The sequence below is a fragment of the Massilia sp. GCM10023247 genome (assembly GCF_042653325.1).
Classification (GTDB): domain Bacteria; phylum Pseudomonadota; class Gammaproteobacteria; order Burkholderiales; family Burkholderiaceae_D; genus Telluria.
Window position 1 is genome coordinate 643,314 of record NZ_JBHSIB010000011.1, and the last position, 17,593, is coordinate 660,906.

Sequence of the window (17,593 nt, forward strand, 5' to 3'; positions counted from 1 at the left end):
GGCGTGGTCACACCGGTCCGGGCGAACCGCCCCGCGCGCTTACTCGGCCAGGCCGAGCTCGGTCGAGACTTGCTGGCGCAGCAGGTATTTCTGGATCTTGCCCGTGACCGTCATCGGAAAACCCGGTACGAACCGAATATAGCGGGGTATCTTGTAGTGCGCAATCTGTCCCCGGCAGAAGTCGCGGATCTCCTCCTCGTCCGCCGCCATCCCCGGGCGCAGCACGATGCAGGCACACAGTTCCTCGCCGTATTTCGGGTCGGGCACGCCGACGCACTGGACGTCGAGCACCTTCGGGTGGCGGTACAGGAATTCCTCGATTTCGCGCGGATAGATGTTTTCGCCGCCGCGGATGACCATGTCCTTGGCGCGCCCGACGATCGCGGCAAATCCCTGCTCGTCGATCACCGCCAGGTCGCCCGTATGCATCCAGCCGGCGGCGTCGATGGTCTCGCGGGTCTTCTCCTGGTCGCCCCAGTAGCCGAGCATGACGGAATAGCCGCGGGTGAGCAGTTCGCCCTTGACGCCGCGCGGGACGATGCGCCCGTCGCCATCGACGATCTTGACTTCCAGGTGCGGATGGACGCGGCCAATGGTCGAGACCCGCAGCGGCACCGGATCGTCGGTCGCGCTCTGGAAGCTGACCGGCGAGGTTTCCGTCATGCCGTAGGCGATGGTGATTTCCGCCAGGTGCATCTTGTCGATCACGCGGCTCATCACTTCGGCCGGGCAGGGCGAGCCGGCCATGATGCCGGTGCGCAGGGTCGACAGGTCGTAGCGGCCGAAGTCCGGATGGTCGAGCAGGGCGATGAACATGGTCGGCACCCCGTGCAGGCCGGTGCAGCGCTCGGCCTGCACGGTCTCGAGCACGGCCTGCGGTTCGAAGCCTTCGCCCGGGAAGACCATGGTCGCGCCATGGGTCACGCAAGCCAGGTTGCCGAGCACCATGCCGAAGCAGTGGTAGAGCGGCACCGGGATGCAGAGCCGGTCGCGGCTGCCGAGGCGCATCGCCTCGCCGACAAAGAAGCCGTTGTTCAGGATGTTGTGGTGGGTCAGCGTCGCCCCTTTCGGCGCGCCGGTGGTGCCGGAGGTAAACTGGATGTTGACCGGCTCGTCGAACTGCAGCGCCGCTTCGACGGCGGCCAGCGCATCGACTTCGGCCGCGGCGGGTTCGGCCAGCAGCGTGTCGAAGTTCAGCATGCCGGGCGTGGCCTCGCTGCCGAGCCGGATCACGTGGCGCAAGTGGGGCAGCTTGCTCGAATGGAGCGCGCCGGCGCCGGCGCCCAGCTCGGGCACCACGTCCCGGACCATGGCAAGGTAGTCGCTCGACTTGAAGGCGGGCGACAGGATCAGGGCCGCGCATTGCACCTTGCCCAGCACGTATTCCAGTTCCGAGCGCCGGTAGGCCGGGTTGATGTTGACCATGACCAGCCCGGCGCGCGCCGTGGCGAACTGCACCAGCACCCATTCGGCACAGTTCTGCGACCAGATGCCGACCCGGTCGCCGGGATGCAGCCCGAGGCGCAGCAGGCCCGCGGCCAGGCGCGTCACCCGCGCGTCGAGTTCGGCATACGTCCAGCGCACGCCCTGGTGCGGCACGACCAGGGCGTCGTTGGCGCCGTGGCGCGCGGCAATATCGGCCAGGAAGGGGCCGATGGTCTGGCCGATGAGGGGCACGTCGCTCGCGCCGTGGACGTAACTGAGGCTGTGTTGCATGCTGTCTCCATATCGATGTGGCCAATGCCGGTGCGGCTTGATGCGCCGGATAACACCTCCATGGCTGCGTTACGGCGTCTCGCCGTACAGGCGTGCTGTCGTCGACGCCGCGCTTTGCCATGGAGCTTTTGTTAGACGCTCATACTGGTGCTGCCCAGTGTCGAGTCTAACGCATGCCCGGCCGGAATGGCCTCTGCAAGCTGTGCGGCAGGTTTGCCTGGCGGCACGGGAAAGCCGGGCCACCGATGTCGAAAGTATTTACAGTGCATAAACCGGAGTCGACCATCGGACAGCGCGACGCCCCGTGGCGAGACCTCGGCACGCTCCATGCTTGGACTTCGGCACACCCATTCCCGGAGGACTCGTCATGAAACGTCTTGCTATCAGCTTGTCAACATGTGCGTTGTTACTCGGCGCCCTGCCGGCGCACGCGGCCCTGGTCACGTTCACGACCACCATGAGCGGCGCGAACGAAGCCGATCCGAATGCGTCGCCGGCGACGGGGCAGGCCACGGTCACCGTCGACGACGTCGGCAACACGATCCTCGTCGATTTCAGCTACGCCGGCCTGCTCGGGACCAGCACCGCGGCCCATATTCACTGCTGCACGCCGGTCCCGCTGACCGGCGCCGTGCCGCCCGCCACGGCGGTCCCGAGCTTCCCGGGCTTCACGACCGGGGTCCAGGCCGGCGCCTACAGCCAGAGCTTCAGCCTGCTCGACGCCGGCTTCTATAACCCAGGCTTCCTGGCCGCCAACGGCGGCAGCACCACGGCCGCGCGCGATGCTCTGTTGGCCGGCATGCTGGCCGGGCGCAGCTACCTGAACATCCACAGCACCTCGTTCCCCACCGGCGAGATCCGTGGCTTCCTGGCCGAGCAGCCGGCACAGGTGCCCGAGCCCGGCAGCATGGCCTTGTTCGCGCTCGGGGCCGCGGGCCTGGCAGGATGGCGCCGCCGAAAGCAGGCTGCGTGATGCCGGCCGGCGCCGGCCTCAGTGCGCGAACAGCACCGGCACCGCCGCGTGCTCGAGCAGGTAGCGGGTGACGCCGCCGAGCACGATCTCGCGGTAGCGGCTGTGGCCAAAGGCGCCGGCGACGAGCAGGTCGGCGCCGCCGGCGCGGACGATCTCGAGCAGGGCGGCCCCGACGGGCAGGGCGGTGTGCACGGCCGCGACCTCGACCCGCACCCCGTGCCGCGCCAGGTAGAGCGCCATGTCGGCGCCCGGTTCTTCGCCGTGCAGGTCGCCCTCGCGTTCGGGATTGACCAGTGCCAGCGCCACCTTGCGCGCGCGCTCGAGCAGCGGCAGGGCGGCGGCGATGGCGCGCAGCGCGGGCACGCTGCCGTTCCAGGCGGCGACGATGTGCTCCCCGAACGGTGCGCCGGCGTAGGCGGCGGGGACCGCCAGCACCGGCCGCGCGCCGTGCAGCGCCAGGTAGTGCGGCAGGCCGCGCACGGCCGCCGGGCCGCGGCCATCGAGGTCGGTCACGACCAGGTCGGCATAGCGCGACAGCAACAGCAGCGCATCGCGCTGTTCGTCCTCGACCAGGCGCAGTTCGGTCGATGTCACGCCGAGCTGGTTCGCGCGTTCGGCGAACCGGTCCAGGGCGCTGCGCGCTGCGCCGCGCAGGCTGTCGAATTCGTCGATCGGCGTGACGGCCATCGACCCGGTCAGCATCGCATAGGCCGGCCAGGACAGTCCGGTGGCGGCGCAGCCCACCAGGTGCGCGCCGTGGGCATTGGCGAGCCAAGCCGCGGCCTGGATCCGCGCCTCCATGGCCGGGCTGTCGTCGACCTGCACGATGATCGTCTTGAACATGGCTGCTCCTTTCCTTGCTCGTCCGGGCAGGGGCGACTTTACGCCGGGTGCTGCGCCGCGTCAGCCGCACGGCTGATTCAGATCAAATATCCCTCGAATTTTTTTGTGTGCATCGGCAGCCGCCAAGGACGGGTCTTCCGCTGGCGTCCGCGCCGCACGCGCCGGAAGCGGTAAGCTCGCCGTGCGCCCACCCGCTGCCGGGGAGACCGTCATGCGTCCCAGTTTCGCCATCGCCTTCGTCCTTTCCGGCGCCCTGGCCGGCGCGCCGGCGCAGCTCGCCTGGGCACCGGCCGCCGTGCTGGCCACGGGCGGCGGCGAAAAGGGCCCGTGGCGCCAGAACGATTCGCGCTACGACTACGTCGACGACGCGACCGTCGCGTTCGACGCACACGGCGGGCTGGCCCTGGCCTGGGTCGACCAGGCACGCAAGGAGGTCCTGTTCCAGCGCTTCTCCGCAGCCGACGGCAGGCCCGACGGCAAGCCGGTCGATGTCTCGCGCAGTCCGGCCACCTTTTCCTGGCAGCCGCGCATCGGGGCGGCGCCAGGACAGCCGGACAAGGTCTGCCTGCTGTGGCAGGAAATCGTTTTTTCCGGCGGCTCGCATGGCGGCGAGATCCTGTTCGCGTGTTCGGACGACGGCGGGCGCCGGTTCGCCGCGCCGCTCAACCTGTCGCGCTCGCGCGGCGGCGACGGCAAGGGCCGCCTGAACCGGACGATCTGGTCGAACGGCAGCCACGACCTGGCGGTGGCCGCGGACGGCAGCATCGTGGCAGCCTGGACCGAGTACGACGGCGCGCTGTGGCTGGCCCGCTCGCGCGACGCCGGCGCCAGCTTCACGGCGCCGCGCCAGGTCGCCGGCAGCGCGGCGCGTCCGGCCCGGGCGCCTGCGCTGGCCACGGCGCCCGGCGGCCGGGTTTACCTGGCCTGGACCGTGGGCGAGGACCCGGCGGCCGACATCCACGTCGCGCAATCGACCGATGGCGGCGCCAGCTTCGGCCCGCCGCTGCGCGTGGCGCCCGGTGCCGGCCATGCCGACGCGCCGCGCCTGGCGGTGGACCGTGACGGCGCCCTGCACCTGGCGTATGCGGAGGCGGCCGACGGACCCGGGGGGCGCTACCGGATCCGCTACACGCGCTCCCCGGGTGGCATCGACCGCTTCGGGCCGCCGCGCACGGTCTCCGACGCGGCCGGCCGGGAGAGCGCCGCCTATCCCGGCGTCGCCACCGACGCCGAAGGCGGGCTGTACCTGATCTGGGAAGTGCTGGGCCCCGGGGCGGGACGGCCGCACGCGCTCGGAATGACGCTGTCGCGCGACGGCGGCCGCAGCTTTTCCACGCCCGGCCTGGTGCCGGGCAGTGAAGCTGCGCCTGGCGCCGCGAACGGCAGCCAGCAGGGCTTGCTGGGGAAGAAGCTGGCGGCGGGACCGGGCGGGCGGGTTGCCATCGTCAACAGCAGCCTGCGGCCGGACGAGGGTAGCCGCGTCTGGCTGATGCGCGGACAGGCGCGGCGCCAGGCTGTTGGACCTGTGCGACAAAGGTGAAGGCGCCCCGCGCAGAGGCGTGCCACCGGTGTAAGCTGGCTGCAGTTCGACCCCACGGGGAGTTTCCTATGAATAGGCGCGGCTTTGTGCTGGGCATCCTGGCTCTGCCGACAGGGGTGGTGGCTGCGCAGGCCAACACCAATGCCGGGACATTCGATGCCCTGCTGGCGCTGTTCGACAGCGATCCGACCCTGGTCGAAGACGCATGGCAGTATCGCGACCTGTCGGTTCCGCGCGGTGTCGGCAGGGGAGCGAAGTCGCCGCGCAAGATTTCCCGCCGTGCCATCCAGATGATCGTCGACCTGGAGGTCGGCAGTCCCCGACGCTACGAGCGCCTGTATCGGGGGGCCATCTGGCCCAGGGGGGAATCGGGCGTGACGATCGGCATCGGCTACGATTTGCGGTTTGCCAGCCGCGAGATCCTTCATCGCGACTGGGATGGCTTGATCGGCGCAACCGCCGCCAGCCGCCTGGAGCCCGCATTGGGACTGGGCGGTCCGGCTGCGCGCGAGATGCTGTCCAGGCTGAACGGGGTAGATGTGCCCTGGTCCGCGGCGCAGACCCAGTTCCTGGAGTTTCTCCCTTATCCGACCGCCGAGACCGAAAACGTATTTTCGAATTGTTCGGCCCTCAGCGACGACAGTTTCGGCGCGCTGGTATCGCTCGTGTACAACCGCGGTTCGGCGATACCGCGCAACAAGGCTTCGCGGGCGGAGATGGTCCGCATCCATGATCTCATGGAGGACCGCCAGTTCGACCGGGTGCCCGCGCAGATCCGCAGCATGAAGCGCTTGTGGACGAGCCCGGACTCGAGGGGACTGGTGATTCGCCGCGAGCTCGAGGCGCGACTGTTCGAGATGGGTCTTGGGTGACCGATGCGATGCCGCTTTACACGGCTGTCCTGCGCGCCGGCCATCGTGATCCTGCTGCTGGCAAACCCGGCCACTGGCGCGCCGCCGCAGGAGCCGGTCAAACGAATCGCGCTGGTGATCGGGAACTCGAAGTACGCATGGAAGACACCTCTGGCGAACGCCGCGCCCGACGCCCAAAAGATCGCTGCCCGGATGGGAGAACTTGGCTTCGAGGTCTCCTACCGCGTCGACCTGGACCGAAACGCGCTCGAGACGGCGCTGTCGCAGTTCGGCGCGCGGATACGCAGGGAGGCACAGGGGCCGGTGGCCTTCTTCTACTATTCCGGACACGCAGCCCAGGACGTTGCGCAGATCAACTACCTGATTCCCACGGACGCGAATGCGTCGACTCCGGCGCAACTGCGCACCCAGGCCGTTCCTCTGCAGCGCGTGCTGGCCGATATGGTGCGCGCCAACAACCCCGTCAACATCGTGGTCCTGGATGCGTGCCGCGACTGGTTCTCCCGAGACCAGTCGGTCGACGTTCCGCGCGGCCTGCACGACATCGGGCGGCAGGGCAATATGCTGCTGGCCATGGCGACGAGCCCGAACATGACCGCGGAGGACGCCGGGCAGGACGGCAGCCCGTTCAGCAAGCGACTGCTCGAAGGCTTGAGGCAGGACGTACAGCGTTCCGTCGCCGAGCTTTTCGATGACGTACAGGGCAAGGTCTATGTCGATACGGACGGCGGCCAGGCACCGGAATACATCAATGGCCTGGCGCGGGCGCCGCGCTGGAGCATCGGCCTTGCCGCCTTCACCGGCGTCCCGGCGATCCGGCTCGTTCCGCCCCGTGCCGACACGGTGTTGCCGGCTTTGCTACAGGCGCTGGACCGGGGCCGGCTGATGGCATTTACCGGCGGCCGCACGAGCTTCGTCGATGCGCTGCTCGCACGGCGCGACCTGCTTGCGCAGGCCGGCATCGTAACCCCTGCGCAGCTCGCGTATTTCCTCGCGTGGCTCTCGTTCGAATCGTCGAACTTCCGGGCCGAGACGGAGAACCTGCGTTTTTCGGCATCGCGGCTGCGCACCCTGTTTCCGTCCCGTTATCCGACTGACGATATCGCCGCGCGCTATGCGGGCCGGCCCGAGCTCATCGCCAATCGCCTGTACGCGAACCGGATGGGCAACGGCGACGAAAGTAGCGGGGACGGTTGGCGCTACCGCGGACGCGGTTATGTGGGGATCACCGGCAGGGGCATGTACGAGAGGATAGGCCGCATGATCGGTGTCGACCTGGCCGCGGCTCCCGACCTTGTCAACGATCCTGAAACCGGGATTGCCGTCGCCCTGAACCTGTGGAGCAGCCAGAAACTGGCGCTGGCGGCGGAGAACGACGATCTGGCGAGCTTCACCCGACAGGTGTCCGGAGGGCTGATCGGTCTCGAAAAACGTAGCGCGCTCCTGCAACGTGCCAGGAAGGCCGTCGCCCCGGCTCCATTTCAGGATCGACCCGGCTGAACGCGCGTGAATGCGTTCGGGGCCGATGCGCAGCCGCACCCGTGCGCCCCGGATTGCACGGCCCGGCTATGTTACGGCTAACATCACGACGCGCGGCGGGACACGACATGGAATGGTTATCCGATCCGAACATCTGGATAGGTTTCTTCACCCTGGTTGTCCTCGAGATCGTCCTCGGCATCGATAACCTGATCTTCATCGCGATCCTGGCCGACAAGCTGCCGCCCGAACAGCGCGACCGGGCGCGCGTGCTCGGCCTGTCGCTGGCGATGCTGATGCGCATCGGCCTGCTGACCATGATCTCCTGGATCGTCACACTGACCGCGCCCTTGTTCACCATCGGCAGCGTGTCGATGTCGGGGCGCGACCTGATCCTGCTGCTCGGCGGCCTGTTCCTGCTGTTCAAGGCGACGATGGAGCTGCACGAGCGAGTCGAGGGCGTGGCCGTCACCCATGCCGGGCCGGCCGAGTACGCGGGTTTCGGCGTTGTCGTGGCCCAGATCATCGCGCTCGACGCCGTGTTTTCCCTCGATTCCGTGATCACCGCGGTCGGCATGGTCGACGAGCTCGGCGTCATGATGGCGGCGGTGATCGTGTCGATGGGCGTGATGCTGTTCGCGTCCAAGCCGCTGACCCGTTTCGTCAATGCCCATCCGACCGTGGTCGTGCTGTGCCTGAGTTTCCTGCTGATGATCGGCCTGTCCCTGATCGCCGAGGGCTTCGGCTTCCACATCCCGAAGGGCTACCTGTACGCCGCGATCGGTTTCTCGGTGCTGATCGAGGCGCTGAACCAGCTGGCGCGGCGCAACGTCGCCAAGGAGGAAGCGCGCATGCCGCTGCGCGAGCGCACCGCCGACGCCATCCTGCGCATGCTCGGCGCAAAAGGGACGGCGGCCCCGGGCGCGGGCGCCGCCGCGCAGGACGCCGACGCGCCCCCGGCCGCCTTCGAGCCTGCCGAGCGCAACATGGTCAGCGGCGTGCTGAGCCTGTCGCAGCGCTCGATCCGCTCGATCATGACCAACCGCTCGGACATCACCTGGATCGACATCGACGCCGGCGCCCAGGCCATCCGCGACCAGATCATGGAAACGCCGCACAGCTTCTTCCCGGTGTGCAAGGGGCAACTCGACGACATCCTCGGCGTGGTGCGCGCGCGCGACCTGATGGCCGACCTGGCGCTGGGCGGGCGCATCGATCCGGCCCACCTGCGCGCGCCGATCATCCTGCCCGAATCGGGCGACGTGCTGAAGGTGATGGAGACGCTCAAGCGCTCGCACGGCCAGCTGGTGCTGATCGCCGACGAATACGGCACGCTGCAGGGCCTGGTGACGCCGATCGACCTGTTAGAGGCGATCGCCGGCGATTTTCCGGACGAGGACGAACAGCCGGCCGTGGTCCAGGAAGCCCCGGACCGCTGGCGCGTCGACGGCGCGGCCGACCTGCACCACCTGCAGCAGGTGCTCGGCACCGAGTCCCTGGTCAGCCCGACCGACGACTACAGCTCGCTGGCCGGCTTCATGCTCGAGCATTTCGGCGCGCTGCCGGCCCCCGGCCAGGCGGTCGAACTGGAGCAGCTGCGCTTCGAGGTGGTGGAAGTGGTCGAGCGGCGCATCGCCACCGTGCTGGTGACGCGCCAGGCGCCGCCGCTGCGCAGCACGGGCGACCAGAAGGGCAACGGCAGGCGGGCGCGCTCGGCCTGAGCGGCGAAATGCAGCCGCAGGGTGGACGGCTCCGCCGTCCACGCGTCCAGGCGCAGGCCGACCGGCCGCGCCGCCGCATGCGTCTTTCGGCTACACCGGAATCGTCGAGCTCCCGCCGGCCGCCGACCCGTAGTTCTGCAAGTCCCCGAACGGCAGGCGCCGCTCGTTGAGCGCCGCCAGGATGGCGCGCAGCTGCTCCTCGTCGGGCGCGATGTAGACGATCACCTGGTCGACTTCGTTCTCGAAATAAGGCGTGTAGGGGACGTCGGTTTCGGCCATGACCTTGCCGGCGAAACTGCCGTCCTGCAGTTCGGCGAAGACGGTGACACGGGTGGCGGGCGGTGCGCTGTTGTTGACTGTGAGTTCCATGGTGCTCCAGAGAGAGGGGGTTGCCGCGGGCGCGGGCCTGGTGACCCGATCATCCCCCCAATCCGGCTGAGGCGGCGCAGCTTTGCCTGTCGTAAATTCGATCCCGCCAGGGCCAAACGTGCGCACGGCACGCCGCGGCAGTGCTAAGGTCGGCAGCGGGTGCCCGCCCTTGCGCGGCGGTCCCGCCATCCACCCCAGCACAGGAGGAAACGCCATGCCACAGGGAGATAAATCCTCGTACACCGACAAGCAGAAGCGCCAGGCCAAGCACATCGAGGAAAGCTACGAAAAGCGCGGCACGCCCCCGGCCGAAGCCAAGCGCCGCGCCTGGGCCACGGAAAACAAGGTGTCCGGCGGCGGCAAGAAGCACTGATCGCAGGCAGCGCCTGGCAAGCCGGCCGGGCCCGGCGTTGTAGCTGACGATGTATCAGGCACCCCGCTGCAACAAGCCGTTGGCACGCAGGTAGCCGTCGAACAGGCGCGGGTCGGGCGTCCCGGCGGCCAGCGCGACATAGGTGTCCGGGCGCAGCAGGTAGAAGGCGTCGCGCGCCAGCCCGGCGGCGCGGAACTGCTCGCGCCACGGATACTGGCGCAGGTGGACCCGGTGCTGCGCGCACCAGTGGGCCGCCCCTGGCTGGGCGGCGCCGTACACATGCGCCTGCCAGCCAGGCCGCGGCAGGGGCGCGAAATTGTCGCCGCCGTCGATCCTCACCCAGGGCAGGCGGTCGCCGCCATGGACCTTACCGGCGCTGCCCTCGTTCAGCGGGGCGTGCCGGTAGTGCACCAGGGTCTGGGAAATCGTGCGGAACAGGTATTGGCGCGCCGCCGGCAGGCGCGCTACCAGCGGCATGACGCGCGGCACCACGCCGGTGCGCACCACCTCCGCGACCGGGCCGTCGGCGGTGGCGAAGCTGAACACCCGGTCGGTGGTATGTACCAGGCGCTGCGCGAACGGCCGCCGCTCGGCCTCGTAGCTGTCGAGCAGGCTGTCGGGCGCGCCCTCGTGCAGCACGGCGGCGAGCTTCCAGGCCAGGTTGATGGCGTCGCCGATGCCCGTGTTCATGCCCTGGCCGCCGGCCGGGCTATGGATGTGGCAGGCGTCGCCGACCAGGAAGGCGCGCCGGCGCCGGAAACGCTCGGCCACGCGGTGGTGCACGCGGTAGGTCGAGAACCAGTTGACCTTGCTCACCGTGATCATCAGGTTCTCGATGGCACGCGCGCTGACGTCGCTAAAATCCAGGTGTTCGGGATGCCCGGCGCGCTCGTCGCGGACGGTGCCGACCAGCCGCGCCCGCCCGCGCGGCCCCATCGCGAACACGGCCAGGAGGTCGGACTCGTCGAGATCGACGTGCAGTTCGCCGTTGAGCGCCGGGCCCTCGCCCTCGATGTCGGCGACATAGAAGACCTGCCGGTAGGTGCCGCCGGGAAAGCCCGCACCGACGATATTGCGTACTGCCGAGTGCGCGCCGTCGCAGCCGGCAATATAGCTGGCCTCGCAGTGCTGCTCGCTGCCGTCGGCCGTTTCCAGCCGCGCCAGGACGGCGCCCCCGGTCTCCTCGAAACCGGTGAGCGTGCAATTGCGCTCGACCCGCACGCCGGCCTGCGCCAGGCGTGCCTGCAGCAGGCGTTCGTGGCGGTCTTGCGGGTAGATCTGCAGGAAGGGGTAGGGCGTGAGTCCGGCGCCGATCGCGCCCAGTTCGATCCGCGCCCGGTGCTCGCCCTCGGCCCAGAGGTTGGCGGCGGCCACCGGGTAGCCGTCCTCGATGACGGCGCCGGCCAGGTCGAGCTGGCGGTAGAGTTCGAGGGTGCGCGCCTGGACCGCCAGTGCGCGCGAGGTCGTGCCCGGGCTGCTTGCCGTATCGACGATGCGCACCGCGACGCCGAGCGCGCTCAGCCACAGGGCCAGCACCAGCCCACTCGGGCCGGCCCCGACGATCAATACCTCGGTCTGCGTCTGCGCCATCGCGCTCTCCCGGTATGCACCTTGCATGCTACGCCGCTGGCGCCGGCGCGCCAGTGCGCACGATTGGATGGCACCGCCGATCCGGGCGCGGCGGCGCGCGCGGCCGTGCTAATGTGGAACGCAATCCCGGGGCACACGCAGGGCCGGCCGGGCTAGCACACGCGGAGGGCAGACATGGCAGTCCATCCAGGCAAGCAGGGACACCGCGGCGCCGATATCGGCCGAGGCGGCCGCATCGGCCGCATCGGCCGCATTGGCCTGCTGACCGGCGGCGGCGACGCGCCCGGACTGAATGCCGTGATCCGCTCGGTGGTGCTGGCCAGCGAGCGGCTGGGCTGGGAGTGCTACGGCATCCGCGACGGCTTCAACGGGCTGCTCGCCCCCGGCGACTGCGCCGGCGAACCGGTCTGGCGCCTGGGCCCGGCCGACGTGCACGCGATCGGCCACCTGGGCGGCACCATCCTCGGCAGCACCAACCGCGGCAATCCGCTGCGCTACCCGACCCCGGGGCGGGACGGCGTGCTGGCCGAGACCGACCGCACGCTCGAAGTCGTCGAACGCTGCCGCGCGCGCGGGCTCGACGCGCTCGTCATCGTCGGCGGTGACGGCTCGATGGCGATCGCCCAGGCCTTGCACGCGCGCGGGCTGCGCGTGGTGGGCGTCCCGAAAACCATCGACAACGACCTGTCCCACACCTTTTCCACCTTCGGCTTCGATACCGCGGTCGGATTTGCCAGCGAATGCATCGACCGCCTGCACACCACGGCGCACAGCCAGCACCGGGTGATGGTGGTCGAGGTGATGGGGCGCTACGCCGGCTGGATCGCCCTGCATGCGGGGATCGCCGGCGGCGCCCATGCGATCCTGATCCCGGAAATCCCCTACGACGTGGCGCTGGTCGCGCAGGCGATCGCCGTGCGCGACGCCGCCGGCCACCGCCATTCGGTGGTGGTGGCGGCCGAAGGGGCGCATCCGCGCGGCGGCGCGCGCGAGGTGCGCTCTGCCGCCGAGGCCGGCCGCGCCGAGCGCCTGGGCGGCATCGGCGCGCGCCTGGAAGGCGAACTCGCGGCCCTGACCGGCAAGGAATGCCGCACCGTCGTGCTGGGCCACCTGCTGCGCGGCGGCAGCCCCTCGGCCTTCGACCGCGTCTGCGCCTCGCGCTTCGGCGCCGCCGCCGTGCGCGCGCTGGCGGCCGGCCACACGGGCGTCATGGTCGCGCTGGGCTGGCAGGCGATCGAACTGGTGCCGCTGGACCAGGTAGCGGGGCGCACCAAGGAGGTGCCGGTCGAGGGCGATACCGTCGCCACCGCACGCGAGCTGGGCATCTGCCTGGGCGACCGGGCCGTGGACGCCTGAGTCGCGCCTGCCTTATTCTTAGTAATTTGTAACTTTTGTAAGCTCCGTCTTACATCTTCTTGGCCTGCGTGCCGATTCGCAATGCATGGCCAGGGAACGATAATCATAATAATTATTCAACAAGATTCGATTGCCTGTCCATGACGCCACCCCTCGTTACCGATCTCCCGGAAATCGTCCAAGCTGCCCGCAGCCTGCCCGCCAGGGCCGCTGCACTCCAGGGCGCGAAAGACCTGTATTTCAAGCTGTATGCCGACCCGCTGGGCCACGCCCGCGAGGGCGAAGCCTTCCTGCGCCAACAGATTGCCGCCGTGCAGGACATCCCTGCCGACCTGCCGCCGACCCTGGCCCAGCTGCCGGGCTGGATGGCGGCCCGCACCGAGGCCGTCGGGCTGGAATACCGCGACTACCTCGCAGGGCGCAAGGCCGGCGCGCCGCGCCGCTATTTCGGCAACCGCAGCCATGCCCTGAACTTCATCAAGTCGGTCGCACCGACCAAGCTGGTCGACGGCGCCTGGCTCTACGGCATGCTCAGGCACTGGGACAATCCGGACTTCCACCCGCTGATCAAGACCTACCTGGAAGAACTCGGCGAGGGCGCCCCCAGCAAGAACCATGTCACCATCTACCGCAAGCTGCTCGCCACCCATGGCTGCGAGGGATGGGAACAGCTCGACGAACGGCATTTCGTGCAGGGCGCGATCCAGCTCGCGCTCGGCCACAATGCCGAGCGCATGCTGCCCGAGATCATCGGCTACAACCTCGGCTACGAGCAGCTGCCGCTCCACCTGTTGATCACTTCCTACGAGCTCAACGAGTTCGGGATCGACCCGTATTACTTTACGCTGCACGTCACGGTCGACAATGCCGCCAGCGGCCACGCACAGAAAGCCGTGCAGGCGCTGGTCGAACTGATGCCGCGCGTCGGTGACCGCGCCGCCTTCTACCGCCGCGTGCTCGACGGCTACCGCCTCAACGAACTGGGCGCCGGCACGAATTGCGTCATCGCCGAATTCGACCTGCAGGAAGAACTGGTGCGCATCCTGGCCCAGAAGAGCAGCGTCGGCAAGAACATGCACTCGGACTATTGCCGCGTCGCGGGCCGCTCGGTCAACGACTGGCTGGGCGACCCGGCCCAGATCCCGGGCTTCCTGGGCGCCCTCGAGAGCGCGGGCTGGATCAAGCGCGGCGAGGACGTCGAGCACAGCCGCTTCTGGCGCCTGGTGCACGGCGAACGGGCCGAAATGTTCGGCGTCTTTTCCGCCTACGAGCAGCAGGTGCTGCGCGACTGGATCATCACGCCGGCATCGGGCACCTCCAACGTGAAGGAAGCGCGGGTACTGACCCACCGCGCGCGCCAGCGCACCCTCGACAACCTGGGCGAACACCAGGACCGCGGCAGCAGCCACCCGGAGCGCGGGCTGATCCGCCGCCGCGCGGCGCGCGATGCCGAGGCGGACAACGAGCTCGGCCTGCTCGAGCAGCGGGTGGCGGCAGCGGCCGGCAAGGCCGAGGCGATGACCCTCCTCACCGAGCTGATGTCGCCGGCCCACCACCACAGCGCGGCCGGCCTGATGGCCACGCGCATGTACACGCAACTGCTGGACATCTGACGCCGGCGCATCCACAGCATCACGACCGCAGCATCACGACTGCCGAAGCCGGTCCTGCGTCCCGCGCTGGGCCGGGGACCGGTGCGGCGCGCGAACGCGGTTAAAGCAACAATTTAAAAAAACAATTACATTCATAGGGGCAATTCTGTGTACATCCTCGAACAACGTTTCCTGCGCGGCCCGAACATCCACGCCGACACGCCCTGCCTGCTGAGCGTGCTCGACCTGGAAGACCTTTACGGCGTTTCCTCGAAAGACATTCCCGGCTTTAACGACGCATTGCTGGCCATGTTGCCGGACCTGAACGGCCAGCTCGTGCCGCTGGGGCAGCCCGGTGGTTTCGCCCAGCGCCTGCGCGCCGGCACCTACCTGGCGCGCGTCATCGAACAGGTGACGCTGACCCTGCAGTCGATGGCCGGCCCGGCCGTCGGCTATGGCCGCACCCGCCCGGTGACCGGCCGTGCCGGCCAGTTCCGCATCGTGGTCCAGTACGCCATCGAAAAGCTGGCCGAACCGGCCTTCCAGCTGGCCGCCGACCTGGTCACGGCGCTGGCGGGCGGCGAAGCCTTCGACCTCGCGCCGCGCCTGGAAGAACTGCGCGCGCTCGGCTCGCGCTACGCGATCGGCACCAGCACCGCGGCCGTGCTGGCCGCCGCCCACGAGCGAGGCATCCCGAGCCAGCGCATCACCGACGAAGCCAACCTGTTCCAGCTCGGCTGGGGCTCGAAGCAGAAGCGCCTGCAGGCCACCACCACCGGCGATACCAGCTATGTCGCCGTCAAGATCGCCAGCGACAAGCAGCTCACCAAGGCCTTGCTGCAGGAAGCGGGCGTGCCGGTGCCCGAGGGCGGCACCGTCACCACCGTCGAGGAAGCCCAGCGCATCGCGCGCCGCCTGCGCGTGCCGGTCACCCTCAAGCCGCTCGACGGCAACCAGGGCAAGGGCGTCACTACCCGCTGCAGCACGCCCGAGGAAGTGGCGCGCGCCTTCGCTTTTGCGCGCGAATACGGGCGCAGGATCGTCGTCGAGCGCTTCGTCGAGGGACGCGACTACCGCGTGCTGGTGGCGGGCGGACGGGTGGCCGCCGCTTCCGTGCGGCGCCCGGCCCACGTCATCGGCGACGGCGTCAGCACCATCACCGAACTGGTCGAGCTGGAAAACCGCAACCCGGCGCGCGGCGCCGGCCACAGCAACGTGCTGACCCGCCTCTCGCTCGACGCGCACGCCGAGGACATGCTGCGCCGCCAGGGCTATGCGCCGGACGCCGTGCCGGCCCCGGGCGTCTGCGTCGAGTTGCGCAGCAACGCCAACCTGTCGACCGGCGGCACCGCCGAGGACGTGACCGACCTGCTGCCTGAAGTCACGCGCGCCCTGTGCGTGCGCGCCGCCGGCAAGATCGGCCTGGACGTGGCCGGCATCGACATCGTTTGCCGCGACATCGCCGTGCCGCTCGACGAGCAGGGCGGCGCCGTCATCGAAGTCAACGCCGCGCCCGGCATCCGGATGCACCAGCACCCGAGCGCGGGCGAGCCGCGCGACGCCGGCGACGCCATCGTCGAGGGCCTGATGGGCCCCTCGAACGGGCGCATCCCGGTGGTGGCCGTGACCGGCACCAACGGCAAGACCACGACCACGCTGATGATCGGCCACGCGGTGCGCGTCGCCGGCCTCGGCACCGGCGTGACCACCACCGAGGGCGTGTTCGTCAACGGCAAGCGCCTGGTCGCGGGCGACTGCACCGGCTACTGGTCGGCGCGCACCATCCTGTCGGCGCCGGACGTCGACTTCGCCGTGCTGGAGACGGCGCGCGGCGGCATCCTCAAGCGCGGCCTGGCGTTCGACCAGTGCGACATCGGCGTCGTGCTCAACGTGGCGCCCGACCACCTCGGGCTGGACGGGGTCGACAGCCTCGAAGACCTGGCCCAGGTGAAGGCCGTGGTGGCGTCGTCCGCTTCGAAGGCGGTGGTGCTCAACGCCGAGGATGCGCTGTGCGTCCAGATGGTGCGCCGCGCCAAGCCCGGCGCCGAGGTGATCTTCTTCTCGATGGATCCGGAAAACCCGATCCTGCTCAAGCACCTCGAAGAGGGCGGGCGCGGCACCTACGTGCAGGACAACGCGATCGTGATCGCCGACGGCATGCGCCAGCAGGAGCTGATGCGGGTGGAAAGCATGCCGGCTTCGTTCGGCGGCCTGGCGCGCTACAACATCGCCAACGCGCTGGCCGCCAGCGCGGCCCTGATGGCAGCCGGCTTCTCGCACCTGCAGATCGCGGCCGGCCTGTCGACCTTTGTCTCCGACAGCAAGACCAACCCGCTGCGCACCAACGTGTTCGACGTGCGCGGCGTGACCGTGATCGTCGATTACGCCCACAACGCGGCCGCCTACGCGGCGCTGTCGGAGATGGCGCGCGCGCTGCTGCCGGGGCAGCTGATCGGCATCGTCACGGCGCCGGGCGACCGCCGCGACAGCGACCTGATCCAGATCGGCGAAGTCTGCGGCGAGCGCTTCGACGAGCTCGTGATCTACGAATCGCAAAGCCGCGGGCGGCCCGTCGGCGGCGCCGTCGACCTGATCCTGCAGGGGGCCGAGAACGTCGTCGGGCCGTCCGACACGCTGCACCGCGAGATCGAGGTCGACAAGGCGATCCGCCTCGGCCTGTCGCTGTGCCGGCCCGGCGACGTGCTGGTATTCGCCTGTGGCTCGTCGCTCAAGACCTTCATCGACGCGCTGCGCGTGGACGATCCGGAGAGCGCGGACAAGATCGAGGCGCAGACGATCTGATTGCCGGCGCGGCATGGAATGAACAAGGCCCCGCTTGCGGGGCCTTTTATTTTGGCGCTGTTCGCGTTAAGTGTGGAATCTTCGCATACGGCTGAGGTCCAACCGGGACCCACGATGCCGGAGGCGCCATGCGAGCACGTCCATTCAAGCAATTGCTCACCCGTATAGCCTCGTTGACGCGGCGCCAGCGCGAGCAATTGCTCGGCTTGCTGCTGCCAGCAGCCAAGCTGGACAAAGTGGCCGACCTGGTCGAGCAGGCCAGCGCGGCCAGGCTGGCTTGCCCGGCCTGCCGCTCCCAGCAGCTGTACCGGCACGGACGGGCCAATGGCCTGCAGCGCTATCGCTGCAAGGAATGTGGGCGCACCTG

The 17,593-nt window shown here is 69.3% G+C and carries 14 protein-coding genes; 10 read left to right on the forward strand and 4 right to left on the reverse strand.

What is annotated here, in order from left to right:
* Nucleotides 1-39: 39 nt before the first annotated feature.
* Nucleotides 40-1,716 carry an AMP-binding protein gene (locus tag ACFPAH_RS13275; protein ID WP_379745942.1) on the reverse strand — a complete coding sequence of 559 codons (1,677 nt, stop codon included), beginning with the start codon at nt 1,714-1,716 and terminating at the stop codon, nt 40-42.
* Between the two features lie 367 nt (nt 1,717-2,083).
* Here ACFPAH_RS13275 and ACFPAH_RS13280 point away from each other — a divergent pair, with 367 nt between their 5' ends.
* On the forward strand, nt 2,084-2,689 hold the full coding sequence (locus ACFPAH_RS13280) for a CHRD domain-containing protein (RefSeq protein ID WP_379745945.1): 606 nt from the start codon (nt 2,084-2,086) through the stop codon (nt 2,687-2,689).
* A gap of 18 nt (nt 2,690-2,707) precedes the next feature.
* On the opposite strand, the gene ACFPAH_RS13285 is transcribed toward ACFPAH_RS13280, so the two are convergent.
* On the reverse strand, nt 2,708-3,532 hold the full coding sequence (locus tag ACFPAH_RS13285) for a universal stress protein (protein WP_379745948.1): 825 nt from the start codon (nt 3,530-3,532) through the stop codon (nt 2,708-2,710).
* Nucleotides 3,533-3,743: 211 nt separating this feature from the next.
* On the opposite strand from ACFPAH_RS13285, the gene ACFPAH_RS13290 reads away from it, so the two are divergent.
* The 4 genes from ACFPAH_RS13290 to ACFPAH_RS13305 all read left to right on the forward strand — a co-directional run bounded on the left by ACFPAH_RS13290 (nt 3,744) and on the right by ACFPAH_RS13305 (nt 9,144).
* On the forward strand, nt 3,744-5,072 hold the full coding sequence (locus ACFPAH_RS13290) for a hypothetical protein (protein ID WP_379745952.1): 1,329 nt from the start codon (nt 3,744-3,746) through the stop codon (nt 5,070-5,072).
* An 86-nt stretch (nt 5,073-5,158) separates the two neighbouring features.
* Entirely contained in the window at nt 5,159-5,944 is a 786-nt protein-coding gene (locus tag ACFPAH_RS13295) for a hypothetical protein (protein ID WP_379745956.1), read from the forward strand.
* Nucleotides 5,945-5,989: 45 nt separating this feature from the next.
* Nucleotides 5,990-7,444 carry a caspase family protein gene (locus tag ACFPAH_RS13300; RefSeq protein ID WP_379745959.1) on the forward strand — a complete coding sequence of 485 codons (1,455 nt, stop codon included), beginning with the start codon at nt 5,990-5,992 and terminating at the stop codon, nt 7,442-7,444.
* 107 nt (nt 7,445-7,551) lie between these two features.
* On the forward strand, nt 7,552-9,144 hold the full coding sequence (locus ACFPAH_RS13305; protein WP_379745962.1) for a TerC family protein: 1,593 nt from the start codon (nt 7,552-7,554) through the stop codon (nt 9,142-9,144).
* A 90-nt stretch (nt 9,145-9,234) separates the two neighbouring features.
* On the opposite strand, the gene ACFPAH_RS13310 is transcribed toward ACFPAH_RS13305, so the two are convergent.
* Nucleotides 9,235-9,513 carry a hypothetical protein gene (locus tag ACFPAH_RS13310; protein ID WP_379745965.1) on the reverse strand — a complete coding sequence of 93 codons (279 nt, stop codon included), beginning with the start codon at nt 9,511-9,513 and terminating at the stop codon, nt 9,235-9,237.
* 214 nt (nt 9,514-9,727) lie between these two features.
* On the opposite strand from ACFPAH_RS13310, the gene ACFPAH_RS13315 reads away from it, so the two are divergent.
* The gene (locus ACFPAH_RS13315) at nt 9,728-9,886 is read left to right on the forward strand and encodes a hypothetical protein (RefSeq protein WP_312553532.1); all 159 of its coding nucleotides are present in this window, start codon (nt 9,728-9,730) and stop codon (nt 9,884-9,886) included.
* A 54-nt stretch (nt 9,887-9,940) separates the two neighbouring features.
* On the opposite strand, the gene ACFPAH_RS13320 is transcribed toward ACFPAH_RS13315, so the two are convergent.
* A complete protein-coding gene (locus ACFPAH_RS13320) occupies nt 9,941-11,476 on the reverse strand; it encodes an FAD-dependent monooxygenase (RefSeq protein ID WP_379745967.1) in 1,536 nt (511 codons plus the stop codon).
* 174 nt (nt 11,477-11,650) lie between these two features.
* Between ACFPAH_RS13320 and ACFPAH_RS13325 the strand changes: the two genes are divergently transcribed.
* The 4 genes from ACFPAH_RS13325 to ACFPAH_RS13340 all read left to right on the forward strand — a co-directional run.
* Complete coding sequence (locus tag ACFPAH_RS13325; RefSeq protein ID WP_379745970.1) at nt 11,651-12,832, forward strand: 6-phosphofructokinase; 1,182 nt, start codon at nt 11,651-11,653, stop codon at nt 12,830-12,832.
* 140 nt (nt 12,833-12,972) lie between these two features.
* Nucleotides 12,973-14,445: an iron-containing redox enzyme family protein gene (locus ACFPAH_RS13330; RefSeq protein WP_379745973.1), complete on the forward strand. Its 1,473-nt coding sequence runs from the start codon at nt 12,973-12,975 to the stop codon at nt 14,443-14,445.
* A gap of 147 nt (nt 14,446-14,592) precedes the next feature.
* Nucleotides 14,593-17,226 (forward strand): cyanophycin synthetase, encoded by a 2,634-nt coding sequence (gene cphA, locus ACFPAH_RS13335; RefSeq protein ID WP_379745976.1) that lies wholly within the window; start codon nt 14,593-14,595, stop codon nt 17,224-17,226.
* A 128-nt stretch (nt 17,227-17,354) separates the two neighbouring features.
* Nucleotides 17,355-17,593, forward strand: a 239-nt coding sequence (locus tag ACFPAH_RS13340) for a transposase-like zinc-binding domain-containing protein (RefSeq protein WP_379745979.1), incomplete at its 3' end; no start/stop codon positions are given.